The sequence below is a fragment of the Amycolatopsis sp. N2S4-7 genome (assembly GCF_058119595.1).
In genome coordinates this window covers 8,180,929-8,194,006 of the sequence record NZ_CP172299.1, presented here as the reverse complement: position 1 = coordinate 8,194,006, position 13,078 = coordinate 8,180,929, and the positions used below count along the sequence as shown (strand labels likewise).

At 72.6% G+C, this 13,078-nt stretch carries 14 protein-coding genes; 4 read left to right on the top strand and 10 right to left on the bottom strand.

Annotated features, from left to right (window positions below; all coding sequences use genetic code 11):
- Positions 1–33: 33 nt before the first annotated feature.
- The 3 genes from ACH54P_RS39015 to ACH54P_RS39005 are packed head-to-tail and all read right to left on the bottom strand — an operon-like array spanning position 34 to position 3,267.
- Positions 34–474, bottom strand: coding sequence for a response regulator (locus ACH54P_RS39015; protein WP_489908294.1), 441 nt, complete (start codon positions 472–474; stop codon positions 34–36).
- Positions 471–2,075, bottom strand: coding sequence for a sensor histidine kinase (locus tag ACH54P_RS39010; RefSeq protein WP_489908293.1), 1,605 nt, complete (start codon positions 2,073–2,075; stop codon positions 471–473). The genes ACH54P_RS39015 and ACH54P_RS39010 overlap by 4 nt, the downstream gene beginning before the upstream one ends.
- Positions 2,065–3,267, bottom strand: a complete 1,203-nt coding sequence (locus ACH54P_RS39005; RefSeq protein WP_489916893.1) for a PP2C family protein-serine/threonine phosphatase — start codon at positions 3,265–3,267, stop codon at positions 2,065–2,067. Before ACH54P_RS39005 ends, ACH54P_RS39010 begins: the two co-directional genes overlap by 11 nt.
- A 197-nt stretch (positions 3,268–3,464) precedes the next feature.
- Here ACH54P_RS39005 and ACH54P_RS39000 point away from each other — a divergent pair, with 197 nt between their 5' ends.
- The gene (locus ACH54P_RS39000) at positions 3,465–3,812 is read left to right on the top strand and encodes a hypothetical protein (RefSeq protein ID WP_489908292.1); all 348 of its coding nucleotides are present in this window, start codon (positions 3,465–3,467) and stop codon (positions 3,810–3,812) included.
- On the opposite strand, the gene ACH54P_RS38995 is transcribed toward ACH54P_RS39000, so the two are convergent.
- The 4 genes from ACH54P_RS38995 to ACH54P_RS38980 form a co-directional block, all read right to left on the bottom strand.
- Entirely contained in the window at positions 3,799–5,022 is a 1,224-nt protein-coding gene (locus ACH54P_RS38995; protein WP_489916891.1) for an RNA polymerase sigma factor, read from the bottom strand. The genes ACH54P_RS39000 and ACH54P_RS38995 overlap by 14 nt on opposite strands.
- Entirely contained in the window at positions 5,019–5,357 is a 339-nt protein-coding gene (locus ACH54P_RS38990) for a YciI family protein (protein WP_489908291.1), read from the bottom strand. Before ACH54P_RS38990 ends, ACH54P_RS38995 begins: the two co-directional genes overlap by 4 nt.
- Positions 5,358–5,441: 84 nt before the next feature.
- Complete coding sequence (locus tag ACH54P_RS38985; RefSeq protein WP_489908290.1) at positions 5,442–6,512, bottom strand: DUF6801 domain-containing protein; 1,071 nt, start codon at positions 6,510–6,512, stop codon at positions 5,442–5,444.
- A gap of 66 nt (positions 6,513–6,578) precedes the next feature.
- Positions 6,579–7,811, bottom strand: a complete 1,233-nt coding sequence (locus ACH54P_RS38980; RefSeq protein ID WP_489908289.1) for a DUF6801 domain-containing protein — start codon at positions 7,809–7,811, stop codon at positions 6,579–6,581.
- Between the two features lie 319 nt (positions 7,812–8,130).
- Here ACH54P_RS38980 and ACH54P_RS38975 point away from each other — a divergent pair, with 319 nt between their 5' ends.
- Positions 8,131–8,694 carry a hypothetical protein gene (locus tag ACH54P_RS38975; protein WP_489908288.1) on the top strand — a complete coding sequence of 188 codons (564 nt, stop codon included), beginning with the start codon at positions 8,131–8,133 and terminating at the stop codon, positions 8,692–8,694.
- On the top strand, positions 8,691–9,884 hold the full coding sequence (locus tag ACH54P_RS38970) for a lipase family protein (RefSeq protein WP_489908287.1): 1,194 nt from the start codon (positions 8,691–8,693) through the stop codon (positions 9,882–9,884). Before ACH54P_RS38975 ends, ACH54P_RS38970 begins: the two co-directional genes overlap by 4 nt.
- On the opposite strand, the gene ACH54P_RS38965 is transcribed toward ACH54P_RS38970, so the two are convergent.
- Positions 9,885–10,478 (bottom strand): hypothetical protein, encoded by a 594-nt coding sequence (locus tag ACH54P_RS38965; protein WP_489908286.1) that lies wholly within the window; start codon positions 10,476–10,478, stop codon positions 9,885–9,887.
- A gap of 39 nt (positions 10,479–10,517) precedes the next feature.
- Here ACH54P_RS38965 and ACH54P_RS38960 point away from each other — a divergent pair, with 39 nt between their 5' ends.
- On the top strand, positions 10,518–11,048 hold the full coding sequence (locus tag ACH54P_RS38960) for a GtrA family protein (protein ID WP_489908285.1): 531 nt from the start codon (positions 10,518–10,520) through the stop codon (positions 11,046–11,048).
- Here ACH54P_RS38960 and ACH54P_RS38955 read toward each other — a convergent pair.
- Together ACH54P_RS38955 and ACH54P_RS38950 are read right to left on the bottom strand one after the other, a co-directional pair.
- Positions 10,938–11,648 (bottom strand): GNAT family N-acetyltransferase, encoded by a 711-nt coding sequence (locus ACH54P_RS38955; protein ID WP_489908284.1) that lies wholly within the window; start codon positions 11,646–11,648, stop codon positions 10,938–10,940. The two genes, ACH54P_RS38960 and ACH54P_RS38955, sit on opposite strands and share 111 nt — an antisense overlap.
- 67 nt (positions 11,649–11,715) lie before the next feature.
- Positions 11,716–12,912: a PucR-like N-terminal domain-containing protein gene (locus ACH54P_RS38950; RefSeq protein WP_489908283.1), complete on the bottom strand. Its 1,197-nt coding sequence runs from the start codon at positions 12,910–12,912 to the stop codon at positions 11,716–11,718.
- Positions 12,913–13,078 lie beyond the last annotated feature (166 nt).

The following is a 13,078-nucleotide window of genomic DNA, read 5'->3' as shown; positions in this document are numbered from 1 at the left end:
GCCCCTTATCGTGCCCGACTCCCCGCCAAACGGCTACCGGTGCGGCAGCTGCACCACCGTGACCCAGAAGTCGTCGATCTTCCGGACCACCTCGACGAACTTCTCGAAGTCGACCGGCTTGGTGACGTAGGCGTTGGCGTGCAGGTCGTAGCTGCGCACGATGTCCTCTTCGGCCTCCGACGTCGTCAGCACGACCACCGGGATCGTGCGCAGCCGCGGGTCCTGCTTGATCTCGCCGAGCACCTCCCGGCCGTCCTTGCGGGGCAGGTTGAGGTCGAGCAGGATCAGTCCCGGCCGCGGTGCCTCCCGGAACCGCCCGCGGCGGTTGAGGAAGTCGATCGCCTCGACGCCGTCGCTCGCGACGTGCAGGGCGTTGCGGATCTTGTGGTGCTCGAAGGCTTCCCGGGTCATCAGCACGTCGCCGGGGTCGTCCTCGACGAGCAGGATGTCGATCGGGGCGCGTGCCCGCGTCATGCGTCCCCCTCGTCCTCGGCGGCCGGCACGGTGAAGCGGAACGTGGTGTTCCCGGCTTCGGTGTCGAGCCAGATCCGGCCGCCGTGGTACTCGACGATCCGGCGGCACAGGGGCAGGCCGATGCCGGTGCCCGGGTAGGCGTTGCGCGTGTGCAGCCGCTGGAACAGCGCGAAGATCCGTTCCGCGTACTCCGCGTCGATGCCGATGCCGTTGTCCGACACCGAAAACACCCAGTCGTCGCCGTCGCGCTCCGCGGTGACCCGCACCTCCGGCGGCGCCTCGCCCTTGAACTTGAGCGCGTTGCCGATCAGGTTCTGGAACACCGCTGTCATCAGCGCCGGCTCGACGCGCACCTCGGGCAGCTCGCCGCGGTCGACCTTGCCGCCGCTGAGCGAAAGCGCGACCTCCAGGTTCGCGAGCGCGTCGTCGACCAGCCGGCCCGCCTCGGCGACGACGTGCTCGCCCGGCTGCCTGCCGACCCGGGAGAACGCCAGGAGGTCGTTGATCAGGCCCTGCATCCGCTTGGCGCCGTCGACGGCGTACTCGATGTACTGCTCGCCGCGTTCGTCGAGCAGGCCCTGGTAGCGCCGCTGGAGCAGCTGGCAGAAGCTGGCCACCTTCCGCAGCGGTTCCTGCAGGTCGTGCGAAGCGACGTAGGCGAACTGCTCCAGGTCGGCGTTGGACCGCTCCAGCTCGCGCGTCCGCCGGTCCAGCAGCGCGTTGGAGCGCTCCGCCTCGCGGGTGCGCTTGTCGAGCAGCGCGTTGGAGCGCTCCGCCTCGCGGGTGCGCTTGTCCAGCAGCGCGTGCGCCCGCTCGAGCTCGGCGACCTCGTCGAGGATCCGCAGCCGCATGGCCTCGACGTCGGCGCCGAGCTGGGCGATCTCGCGCGGCCCGCTGCCGTGCACCGGCCGGTGGACGTCCTGGTCGGCGACCTGGCGCACCTCGCCGGCCAGCCGCAGGATCGGCCGGGTGATGACCTGGCGCAGGCCGAGGAACAGCACCACGAACAGCAGCACGACCAGCACGGCGACGGCCACGAGCATCGCGGTCAGGAAGCTCGCCGCGCCGTCGAGGTCCGCGCGGCCGGTGTCGCGGACCTCGGCGAGGTGGCCGAGCTGGGCGTCGAGCGCCGCGCGCACCTGGACGAACAGGTCCCGGTCGCGCTCGACCTGCGCCGCGGTGACCGGCGGCGCGCCCGGCGCGAGGGTGGGCGCGACCGCGGCCTGCCAGGCGGCGGCCGCGCGCAGGACGGCGTCCAAGTCGTCGCCGAGCCGGGTGCCCGGCACCGCGCCGAGCTGCCGCAGCTGGGTGACCGCGTCGGCCTGCGCGCGGACGCCGTCGGTGTACGGGGCGAGGAAGACCGGCTGGCGCCCGAGCTGGTAGCCGCGAGCGCCGCTCTCCTGGTCGACCAGCGCGGTGGACAGCTGGCTCGCGTTGACCCGCTGCGGCCCGATCACGTCGAGCAGGCGGTTGCGGGCGTCGGTGAGGTTGTTCAGCGCGATCCCGCTCGCGACCAGCGCGGCGAGCAGCAGCACGGTCTCGGCGACGGCGAACAGGACCAGCCAGCGGCCGATCGACCAGCCGCGTTCGTCAGCGCTCATCGGCCGCACTTCCCGGGTCGTGGCGGAGCAGGGCGAGGGCGACGTCGTCGTCGAGCGGGCCCGAGTTGAGGCGTTCGGCGCGGGCGATCAGCTCGTCGAGCAGGACGTGGCCGTGCCCGCCGGTCTCGCGCCGGATGTCGAGCATGAGAGCGGCCATCCGTTCGTGGCCGAGGCGCTCGGACCCGGCGCCGACGCGGCCTTCGAACACGCCGTCGGTGTACAGCAGCAGGGACCACCCCGGCTCCAGGGCGACTTCGAGGGCGTCCCACTTGGCGCCTTCGACGACGCCGAGCGGAACGCCGAGGCGCTCGCCTGAGAGCAGGTGCCCGTCGCCGGGGGTGAGCAGCAGCGGCGGGAGGTGCCCGGCCAGCGACAGGCGCAGCGATCTTCGGTCCGGCGCGACGACAACCATGCAGACGGTGGCGAACAGCGGCTCGATCCGCTCGTGCACCAGGACCCGCTCGACCATGCTCAGCACGTCGGACATCGGCAGGCCGGCCATCACCAGCGAGCGCCACGCGATCCGCAGCGCGACGCCGAGCGCGGCCTCGTCCGGGCCGTGGCCGCAGACGTCGCCGATCATCATCTGGACGGTGCCGTCGCCGAGCTCGATCGCGTCGTAGAAGTCGCCGCCCAGCAGGGAACCGTTGCGGCCGGGCCGGTACCGCGAGGCGAGGTCGAGGTGCGGGTCGCGCAGCAGCGGGCTGGGCAGCAGGCCGCGTTCGAGCCGCGCGTTCTCCCTGGCGAGCAGCTGCTGCTGCAGGAACTGCTGCTCGACCTGCTCGGCGCGCTTGCGTTCGCGGGCGAAGCGCAGCGCTTTCACCAGCAGCGGCCCGTCGACCTGGTCCTTGACGAGGTAGTCCTGCGCGCCGGCGGCGACGGCCGCGACACCGGTGGCCTGGTCGTGCTGCCCGGTCAGGACGACGACCGCGACGCCGGGCGCGTGCTGGCCGAGCTTCGTCAGCCCGCTCAGCCCCATGGCGTCGGGCAGCTGCAGGTCGAGCACGACGCAGTCGGCGGTGAGCGGGCCGGCGAGCGCGGCGGCCAGGGTTTCGACGCGTTCGAGGGAGAACGGGATGGACGTGTCCGCCAGCATCTCCTCGACGAGCAGCGCGTCGCCGTCGTCGTCTTCGATGAGCAGCACGCGCAGGCGGGTGCCGGGCTCCCACGATGGTTCGTGCGCGGCGGTCACCGGCGTCTCCCCGTTCGGCTGCTCGTGAGCCAGCACATCCAGACGATCACCCTAGCGGCACCGGCGGCGGACGACCACGGCCGTGGAACCGGTCCCACCGGGGTAGCGTTTTATAGCACCCGGCCGGACGACGGGTGGGTAACGGTTCGGGTCGTGTCCGTGCCGCGACCGCCCGGTCCCGCCCTACGCTGGCGGTCATGTCCCCGCGCGCGGTCGTCGCCTGGTGGGCCGCGACGGCGTGCTGGTTCCTCGGCTCGCTGCTCGGGGGACGCGGGACGCCCGTGGAGGCCGCCGTCCCGCTCCCGGTCGCGGCGCTCGCGTACGTCGTCTGCGCCGGGCTGTGGGCGTTGCTCGTGTACGGCGTCCACCGCGGGGTCAAGGGGACCCGGGTGGTCCTGCTGGTCGCCGGCGTGGCCGGCCTCGCGGTCCTGGTGGTGCAGCTGGCCCGGGACGCCGGGGAACGCCACTACGTGCACGGCGCGTTCTTCCTGGCCGCGCTGGTCCTCTCGCTCGCCGGGTTCGTCCTGCTGGTCAGGCGCCGCTGAGCCGCCCGGCGAGGAACTCCTCCTCGACGGCGTTGCCGCTCAGCGCGAGCGCCGCCCGGTAGGCCTCGGCCGCCTCGGCGTCCCGGCCGAGGCGGTGCAGCAGGTCGGCCTTGGTGGCGGGCAGGTAGCGGTAACCGGCGAGCCTGCCCTCGGCTTCGAGCCGGGTGACCTCCTCGAGGGCCACGGCCGGGCCGGCCACCGCGGCCAGCGCGACCGCGCGGTTGAGCGCCACGACGGGCGACGGCCACAGGCGCAGCAGCACGTCGTAGAGGGCAAGGATCTGCGCCCAGTCCGTCTCGGCGTAGCTCGGTGCCTGGGCGTGCAGGGCGGCGATCGCGGCCTGGACGGCGAAGCGGCCGGGCGGGCCGCCCTTCAGCGCTTCGACGACGAGCCGGTCGGCCTCGGCGATCAGCGCGGTGTCCCAGCGGGACCGGTCCTGGTCCTCGAGCCGCACCAGCCGCCCGGCCGCGTCGGTCCGGGTGGCCCGGCGGGCGTGGTGGACCAGCAGGAGCGCGAGCAGCCCGGCGACCTCGGTGTCCCCCGGCAGCAGCGCCCGCAGCATCCGCGCCAGGTCGAGCGCGCGGCCGGTCAGGTCGTCGCGGACGAGGTCGTCCCCCGACGGCGCGGTGTGCCCGGCCGCGTGGAGCAGGTGCAGCACGGTCAGCACGACCGACACCCGCGCGGGCAGGTCTTCGGCCGACGGCACGGCGTACGGGATCCGCGCGGCGGCGATCTTCTTCTTCGCACGGGTGATCCGGGCGGCCATCGTCGGCTCGGGCACCAGGAAGGCGTGCGCGATGTCGGCGGTCGCGACCCCGCACACGAGCCGCAGCGTGAGCGCGATCTGGGCCTCCTGCGCGAGCGCCGGGTGGCAGCAGGTGAAGACGAGCCGGAGCCGGTCGTCCGGGATCGGGCCGGTGGGCTCCGGCGGCTCGCCGCCGGCCGGCTCGACCAGCAGCGGCAGCTTGCGCCGCAGCACCTCCCGGTGCCGGACGGCGTTGAGCGCGGTCCGGCGCGCGACCGTGGTCAGCCACGCGCCGGGCCGCTCCGGGACGCCGTCGCGGGCCCAGCGGGCCATGGCCTGCAGGTAGGCGTCCTGCACGGCCTCCTCGGCCTCGTCGAGGTCGCGGGTGACCCGCACCGTCGCGGCGAGCACGGAGGCCCACTCGCGCCGGTGCGCCTCGGCGACGGCGTCCGCGGCGGCGGTCAGTCCGGCACCACCTGGAAGTCCACGAGCGGCCGCACTTCGACGCCGCCTTCGGCGACCGGGGTGAGCTTCGCGCACGCGAGGGCGTGGTCGAGATCCCGGGCCTCCAGGACGTACACCCCGGCGAGCACCTCTTTGGTTTCCACGAAGGGCCCGTCGGTCACCAGGTCGCCGCGGATGGCGGTGGCCGTCTCGTTGGGCTGCAGGGCCAGGCCGGCGGTCACCTTGCCGCCCAGCTCGCCGATCCGCTCCGGCAGGCCGAGGTGCCGGTCCATGATCTCCTCCGGCAGGTCTTCGGCGGGGATCCGCTCGTAGATCAGCACCGCGTACTGCGCCATGTCCGTTCCTCCTGGCTCGCTTCCGTCTGTCTTCATACCCGTCACGCGGGGACGGACGGAATCGACAACGGCGGAGGAGGTTTTTCAGCGCGCGGTCAACGTCAGCGCGAAGGTGTTGCCCTCCCCCTGGACCAGCGAACTCAGGTACGGCGTGAACGTGCCGCAGCCGGCCAGCGCCGGGATCGCGTAGGTGCCGGTCACCGGGCCGCCCGTGGCCGGCACGAACCCGCTGCCCGAGCGCAGGTCGACCGGGATCGGGGCGCTCGCCCGGCACCCCGCGTCCGCCACCGGCAGCCCGAACAGCGTCACCTGCGGCAACGCCAGGGCGAGCTTCGCGTGCGCGACGAACCCGCCGCCGCCGAGGTCCGCGGTCTGCGGTCCGTCCGGGCTGAACTGCAGGTCGGCGGTGCCGGGCACGAACCCGAGCACCTTGAACTCCGCCCGTGTCCGGTCGAACGCCGGGCGGAAGTCCTGGGCGACCGTGAACGACCCGGTCAGCGGCGGGGACGCACCGAGCGCCTTCACCGCCGTCACCCCGGCGACGCCGTAGTCGTAGGAAGACTGCGCAGCGCCGAGGTCGAAGCTCAGCAGCACCGGGTCCTGGCCCGGGTCGAGCGTGCAGTCCGAGGTGAAGGAGCCCAGCCCGGTGAACGAGCCGTCGGCCTTCTTGGGCGTCAGGCGGGTGCTGAAGCCGCCGATCGTCAGCGTCGTCCGGCCCGCGTTCGGCAGCTGCACCGGCGGGACCGAGCCGGACGCCGGTGTCGTGAACGCCCCCGACGCGGGCACCGCCGTCTTCGCCACGGTCAGCGGCAGGCTCAGCGGCAGCGTCAGCGAGCCGTTGGCCAGCGTCACCCCTGCGGACGCCGTCCCTTCGATGCTCGCCGCGCCGACCAGGGCCAGGCCGCGCGTGGACTTGTCCGGCACGGTCACCGAGACGGCCAGTTCCGTCGTGGTGAACGTGCCGCCCGGCGCGGACGGCACCTCGAACGACGCCTTGATCTCGACGTCCAGTTTCTGCCGTCCGATCAACGGGAACGGGCAGGTGAAGCTCAGTTTCTTGGCGATGGGCGTCGACGCCGCCGAGGCGGGCGAGACGACCGTGAAGACCGCGAGGCAGGCGAGGCCCGCCGCGAGCAACGTCCGGGCTTTCGGCACGGGCTCTCCCTTTCCGGGGCATGGCACCGGCCCCCGCCGCGGCGCGGCGGGGGCCGGCAGATCAGGTCACTTCTTGGCGAGCACGAGATCCAGCGAGTTGCCGTCACTCTTGGCGAACGCGCTGATGATGTCGTTGAACGAGCCGCAATTCTGCAGCGCGGACAGCGAATAGGTGCCCGACAGCTTGCCGCCCTTGAGCAGGTCGAAGTCGGGACCGGTGGTCATTTCGCTGGTCGACGAGCTGACCGTGCCGCACTTCGGGTCGGTGCTGATCGGGATGCCGAACAGGTTGACCGTGGTGAGGAACGTGTCGAACTTGATGTGCGCCTTGAACCCGGTGCCCACCAGCTCACCGGTCTGCGGGCCGTTCTGCACGACCTTGACGTCCGAGCTGCCCTGCAGGAAGCCGAAGAGCTTGAAGTCGGTGTGCGTCGGGTTCAGCTGCAGGTTCCCGGTGAACGTCTTGGCCGACAGGTTGACGTCGGCGTCGAACGAGCCCGTGATCGGCGCGGTGCTGCCGAGCGACTTGAGCGAGGTCTGCCCGGTGATGCCGAACGAGTACTTGATGCCCCCGCCCGGCGGGGTCGTGGTGGGCGGGGTCGTCACCGGCGGCGTGGTCGTCGGCGGCGTCGTGGTCGGCGGGGTGGTGGTGGGCGGGGTCGTCGTCGGCCCGCCACCGCCGTTGATGGTGATCGTGGCCAGGGTGTTGTTCTGGCCGCTGTCCTGCGTGCACGGCGCGTCGATCGTGCCGTCCGGCGTGATGCCGGTGACCGAGCCGTCGGCCTTGCGCGGGGTGACCTTGAGGTTCAGGTCCCCGACGGTGATCTTCGCCTGGCCCGCCTGGGTGAACGTCAGCGACGGCGTCTTGCCCGCGGCGTTGATGTTCATCTCACCGGACGCCGGGATGTTCGTCTTGTCCAGCGTGATCGGGACGCTGACCGGCAGGTTGAGGCTCGGCGCCGCGACGGTCGCGGCGGCGGTCGCGGTGCCTTCGAGCGTCGTGGCACCGATCAGGCTCAGGCCGCTGACGGTGTCCGCGTTGATGGTGGACACGGCCTTGATGTCGAACGCGCCGGTCGGCTGCCCGGTGTTCACCGTGGTCGGCAGGTCGGTGTTGATCACCACCTTGAGCGACTGCGACCCCACCAGCGGGAAGGTGCAGTGGTAGTTCAGCGCCAGCGAGATCGGGTCGGCGGCGCTGGCCTGCGCCCCGACAACCAGTGCGGTGGCGATCAACCCCACCGCGCCCGCGGCCGCGGCGGCCGCGACCGTCTTCTTCTTGCCTCTTGGGTGACTCACGATGGTCCTTCCGTGTATCAACAGTGATACGAAACGGCACGCGTTCTCCCGGAAATCGCGACCGAACCGTAAGTTAACGAGCGCGGATGGCGTCGATCAAGGGCTTTCGGCAAAAAGGTCACATAGGCACCGCAAATTGTCACACCGGCACGCCACCCCGTCCGGGTTCCTAGCAGGGACGGGAAGGTTTCCCCAGTACAGCGGCGCCGGCGAACCGCTGACACACGTAACAAAACCGGGTCCGGAAATGTTGACACACGTGCCAACCGCCCATTCTGTTCTTGCCCGCCCACTTCTACGCCGCGTAGCTTCGAAACCCATGAAAAGAATGCACAGCGCGGTGCTCGTCGTGTCGGCCGCCGCGCTTCTGTTGTGCGCCGCCTGCGGGTCGGACGCCCCGGCCGACCCCGGCCGCCACGCCGACCCCGCGGCACTGGCCTGGGTCGACAAGGTGTGCACCGGGGTCGCGGCGGGCTCGGCGAAGCTGTCCCAGCCGCCGGCCGTCGACGACGCGGATCCGGTGAAGACCCGGGACGCGATGGTCGACTTCCTGGGCCGCCTGGGCTCCGCCCTCGAGGACATGGCGGGCGGCATCCGCACCGCCGGTGTCCCGCCCGTCCCGGATGGACAGTCCGCTGTGGACAAGGCGACCGGCAACCTCGCCGAGACCAGGACCAAGCTCGCCGAGACGAAGGCCAAGATGGAGCAGGCGAAGGTGACCGACCAGGGCAGCCTGCGCCAGGTCATCTCCGAAGCCGACGCCACCATGGGCCAGCTCGCCGACCCGGAGGGCCCGATCAAGGACCTCAAGGCGAACCCCGAGCTGAACCTGGCCTTCAGCGAGTCCGCCACCTGCAAGCGCGTCTACGGGACGGGCTCGTGACCGCCCGCCGCGTGCTCGCCGCGCTGGTCGCCCTGGTCCTCGCCACGGCCTCGGCCCCGGCGGCTTCGGCCGCACCGCCGCCGGGCGGGACCGGCCCCTTCGACGACTCCTTCTACACCCCGCCGTCACCGCTGCCCGCGGGCGAACCGGGGGACGTGATCCGCTGGCGGACGTCCAACGCCGGCCCGCGCCGGGCTTCGGTGGACGCGTGGCAGGTGATGTACCTGTCCACGAACGCGCTCGGGCAGCCCGACGCCGTCACCGGGACCGTGCTCGTCCCGAAGAACGCCGACCGCGCGACGGCTCCGATCGTCTCGTTCGACCCCGGCACGCACGGCCCGGCCTTCGACTGCACGCCGTCGAAGATGATCGACATCGGCGCCTTCTACGAACAGCCCGGCCTCGACGACCTCCTGGACGCGGGGTACGCCGTCGCCGTCCCGGACTACGAGGGCTACCAGAGCACGCCGAAGACGACGTACGTCGTGGGCCGCTCCGAAGGCCCGGCGGTGATCGACGGCGTCCGCGCGGCCCAGCGGCTCACCGCGGCCGGGCTGTCGGCGACGTCGAAGGTCGTCTTCCGCGGCTACTCCCAGGGCGGCGGGGCCGCGGCGTGGGCGGGCGAGCTGCAGCCGGCGTACGCGCCGGAGCTGAACCTCGTCGGGATCGCGGCCGGCGGGGTGCCGGCGGACCTCGTCCAGGTGACGCTGCAGCTCGACGGCAAGTTCGGGTTCGGCGTGTTCGCCTACGCCCTGCTCGGCCTCGACCAGGCCTACCCCGAACTGCAGCTGGACTCGTTCCTCAGCGACAACGGCCGCGCGAAGCTGGCCGAGATGAAGCAGAGCGCGTGCACGTTCGAGCTGCTCACGACGTACGCGAACCAGAAGATCGCGGACTACACGACCGGCCCGGGCTACATCAAGCCCGCGTGGGTGGCCCGGCTGAACGAGAACAAGCTCGGCGGCGTCCCCCCGCGCGTTCCGGTGTTCCAGTACCACGGGACGGGCGACCAGCTGGTGCAGTTCGCGCAGGCCGACGCGCTGCACAAGGCGTACTGCGCGGCCGGGGTCCAGGAGACGTGGAAGACCTACGACACCGACCACATCACGCTGGTCTACACCGGCAACGCCGACGTCCTGGCCTTCGTGAAGGACCGGATCGCCGGGAAGCCGGCGACGTCGAACTGCTGATCAGCGGTCCCCGCGGCCGCGGCCGTGCTGCCACGAGCTGATCATCGAGCTCACGTATTCGCGCCACTGGTCCTCGGGCGCCGAGGAGGTCGCGGGGCGCGCCGGTTTGCGCCCCGCGGCGGCCGGCGCGCTGGTGGTCTCGACCGGGGAGTGGCGCACCTCGGCCGTCAGCGGGGCCGGTTCCTGGGTCGCGCTCATCGTCTCCACCGCTTCGCTGGAGGTCGGCGGCGGAGCGGTGGCGGGCTTCCCGGGCGGCGGCACGGCCGTGCCGCCGACCTGGTGCGGCTGGAGCAGCACGACCGCGGCCAGCCCGAGCGCGACGGCCGCGCCCGCGGCGAGGACGTACGGCTTCGTGCGGCGGGACCCGTCGGCGGGCGGGGCGTCCTGCGGGCGGTCATCGGGTTCGCCGCCGGGTTCGCCGTCGGCGGCCAGTTCGGCGTCGAGGATGGCCAGCGGGTCGGGGGCGGGCTCGGGTGCCGGTTCTTCGGCGAGCTTCGCGTCGAGTTCACCGCGGATCATCAGCGGCTTCGTCTGCGAAAGGTTCACCAGTTCGGCGACGGAGGGAAGTTCACCCTCACCGCCCGTGCGTGCCATCGAAAGACCTCCACCCTGTCGGCGTCACCTGGAGGAACCATGCCCGAGCCGCGAGAGCTGCTCCGCTTCGCCGTCGTCGGCCTGGCCGCGTACGGGGTCACCCTACTGGGCGACTACAGCCTGAAGCTCACCGTGTTCCGGGAGAAGCCGGTGACGGCCCTCGCGATCGCCACGATCGCCGCCACGGCGTTCGCGTACCTGCTCTCCCGGCGCTGGTCGTTCGCCACGCGCGGCGGCCACGGGCGGCTGCGGGAGGCGACGCTGTTCTTCGCCGTCAACGCGGGCGCGGTGGCCGTGAACCTCGTGCCGCCGCTGGTCTCGCGGTACCTGCTGCACCTGGCGGTGCCGCACGTCGGTTACCTGGCGCAGGAGGTCGCGGACTTCGTCGCCGGGATGGTGCTGGGCACCCTCGCGGGCACGGCGTTCCGCTGGTTCGGGTACCGGCGGTGGGTGTTCCCCTCAGCGCCACCAGTTCGCGTCGCCGAGGGTGACGAAGCCGAGCTTCTCGTACAGCGGCCGGCCGGACCGGGACGCGGTCAGCGTGACGGGCAGGTCGTCGAAGTGCCGTAGCACCGCGTGCATCAACTCGCGTCCGACGCCTTTCGAGCGGTGCTCCGGCAGGGTCGTCACCCAGTAGGCGCCACCGACGCCGCCGTGGTCCATGGCGAGGCAGGCGCCCTCGGCCTCCTTGACGAAGAACGCCGTGGCCCGCTCGAGAAGGCCGGGCGGGAAGACGGTGGTCGCGCGGAGGGGCTGGTACTCCTCCAGCGGGAAGCCGTGGACCACGATGTCCTCGGCTTCGGCCAGCTCAGCGGGGGTCCGGACGCGCTCGACGTCCACCGGCTCCGGCACCGGGCCGGGTTCGCGGACCATGACCGGCAGCTGCCCGGCCTGCATCCCGAGCCCGGTGAGGTCGAGCACGCGGAACGGGTCCTCGACGACGACGGTCCGGCCGTCTTCACGGCGCGCCCGCGCGAGTTCGGTCAGCTCGGCCACGCCGGCCGCGTCCGGGGTGGCGGTCTTGAGCATGATCCGGAACCGCCGCCCGTCGATGACGGTGAAGGTGTCCCGTTCGAGCACGTCATCACCGCGGGCGCGGGCCAGGGTGGCCCACATCGCGACGGCGTTGTCGGAGGCTTGCCGCAGGCGCTCGGTGAGCAATCCGGTCATGCCGGGCAGCCTAGAACGGGATTGGCCGTCTCCCCAGAGCCAATCGGGAGCTTGGGGACCAGTCCACTCAGTCGCGGCCGGGCAGCGCCCGCTCGGCCAGCAGAGCCAGCTCCAGCCGCAGCCGCTCGGCCGGATCGTCCAAGCGCTCCCCGAACAGCTCGGCCAGCTTCTTCAACCGGGCCCGGACCGTCTGCGGGTGCAGGGCGAGCAGCCGGCCCAGTTCGGGTGCGCTGCCGCGGGTCTGGACCAGGGCCAGCAGCGTCTCCGCCAGCTGCTCGCGGCGGCGGCCGGACAGCCCGGACAGCGGCTCGAGCGTCGTCGACGCCAGCTGGCCGACCAGGAACTCGTCCGCGAGCAGGAGCAACGTCGTCACGTGGTCGCGGCACCAGACCACCGGCCCCGGGACGTCGAGGAGCCCGCGGGCGGCCAGGTCCACCGCACGGCGGGCGACCCGGAAGGACTCCGGGGCCTCGGCCGGCGGCACCAGCGGCCCGACCGCGGCCGTCCAGCCCGCGGGCAGCCGGACGAGGGCCGCCAGGTCCGTGTCCGGGGCCGGGGTGAGCGCGGCGGGCGGGTCGCCGGCCGGGTCGGCCGGGACGTGCTCGGGCAGCAGGTCCGCCGGGAACTCCGGGGCGCCGGGCAGCGCCCGGAACGCCACCGCGGCGACCCGCTCGGGCAGCGGCAACCCCGACGCGGCGACCAGACCGTCCACTTCGGCCGGTGTCCGGCCGCCGATCAGCGCGCGGAGCAACCGGCGGTGCCGCTCGCCGGTGCCGGACATCGCGGCTTCGGCCGCGCGGTACCCCTCGGCGACGGCCGCCATCGACGTCTCGACGTCGGCGAACATCCCCTCGGCCGCGCCGTAGAGGACGTCACCGGAAAGCCCGGCGTCCCGGGCGATGTCGGCGATCCAGCGCCAGGTGACCCGGCTCGACACGCGCACGGCCGCCTGCACCGCCTCGCGGCTCAGACCATTGTGGAACGCCGCCCGCCCGTGGCCGCGGAACTCGGCGAGCCGGTCGGCCTGCCACAGCGCGGGCGTGCCGACGCGGTCGACGTCCCGCTCGATCCCGCGCCGCGCCTGCTCGATCGCGGTGACGCGCCCGGGGCCGGGGGCGAAACTCCGGGAATATTCCGGAATCTCCGCGGCGATGGCGTCGATGCAGGCCCGGGCGATCTCCGGGATCCGCGGGCGCACCGCGTCCCCGAGCTCGTGCGGGAGCCGGGCCCACACCGAGCCGTCCGAAGCAGCGGAACCGCGCATGGGGAATTCGGTCCTCCACTCGGGAATTGGCGCCTCAGAAATATCCCCCGGGAAACCGGCGCCATCTGACACGGAGCGTAGGACGCCCACCCGTCCGTGTCAAAAGGACGTGTCCGTGTCACCCTTTCAGGGATCGCTCGTTGAATTTCGGTGACACATCCCGGCC

Bases quoted from the DNA above. Each gene is read 5' to 3' on its own strand.
- ACH54P_RS38990 (WP_489908291.1), bottom strand. From the start codon at position 5,357: ATGGCGCAGTACGCGGTGCTGATCTACGAGCGGATCCCCGCCGAAGAC.
- ACH54P_RS38960 (WP_489908285.1), top strand. From the start codon at position 10,518: ATGCCCGAGCCGCGAGAGCTGCTCCGCTTCGCCGTCGTCGGCCTGGCC.
- ACH54P_RS38965 (WP_489908286.1), bottom strand. From the start codon at position 10,478: ATGGCACGCACGGGCGGTGAGGGTGAACTTCCCTCCGTCGCCGAACTG.
- ACH54P_RS39000 (WP_489908292.1), top strand. From the start codon at position 3,465: ATGTCCCCGCGCGCGGTCGTCGCCTGGTGGGCCGCGACGGCGTGCTGG.
- ACH54P_RS38955 (WP_489908284.1), bottom strand. From the start codon at position 11,648: ATGACCGGATTGCTCACCGAGCGCCTGCGGCAAGCCTCCGACAACGCC.
- ACH54P_RS38975 (WP_489908288.1), top strand. From the start codon at position 8,131: ATGAAAAGAATGCACAGCGCGGTGCTCGTCGTGTCGGCCGCCGCGCTT.
- ACH54P_RS39010 (WP_489908293.1), bottom strand. From the start codon at position 2,075: ATGAGCGCTGACGAACGCGGCTGGTCGATCGGCCGCTGGCTGGTCCTG.
- ACH54P_RS38950 (WP_489908283.1), bottom strand. From the start codon at position 12,912: ATGCGCGGTTCCGCTGCTTCGGACGGCTCGGTGTGGGCCCGGCTCCCG.
- ACH54P_RS39015 (WP_489908294.1), bottom strand. From the start codon at position 474: ATGACGCGGGCACGCGCCCCGATCGACATCCTGCTCGTCGAGGACGAC.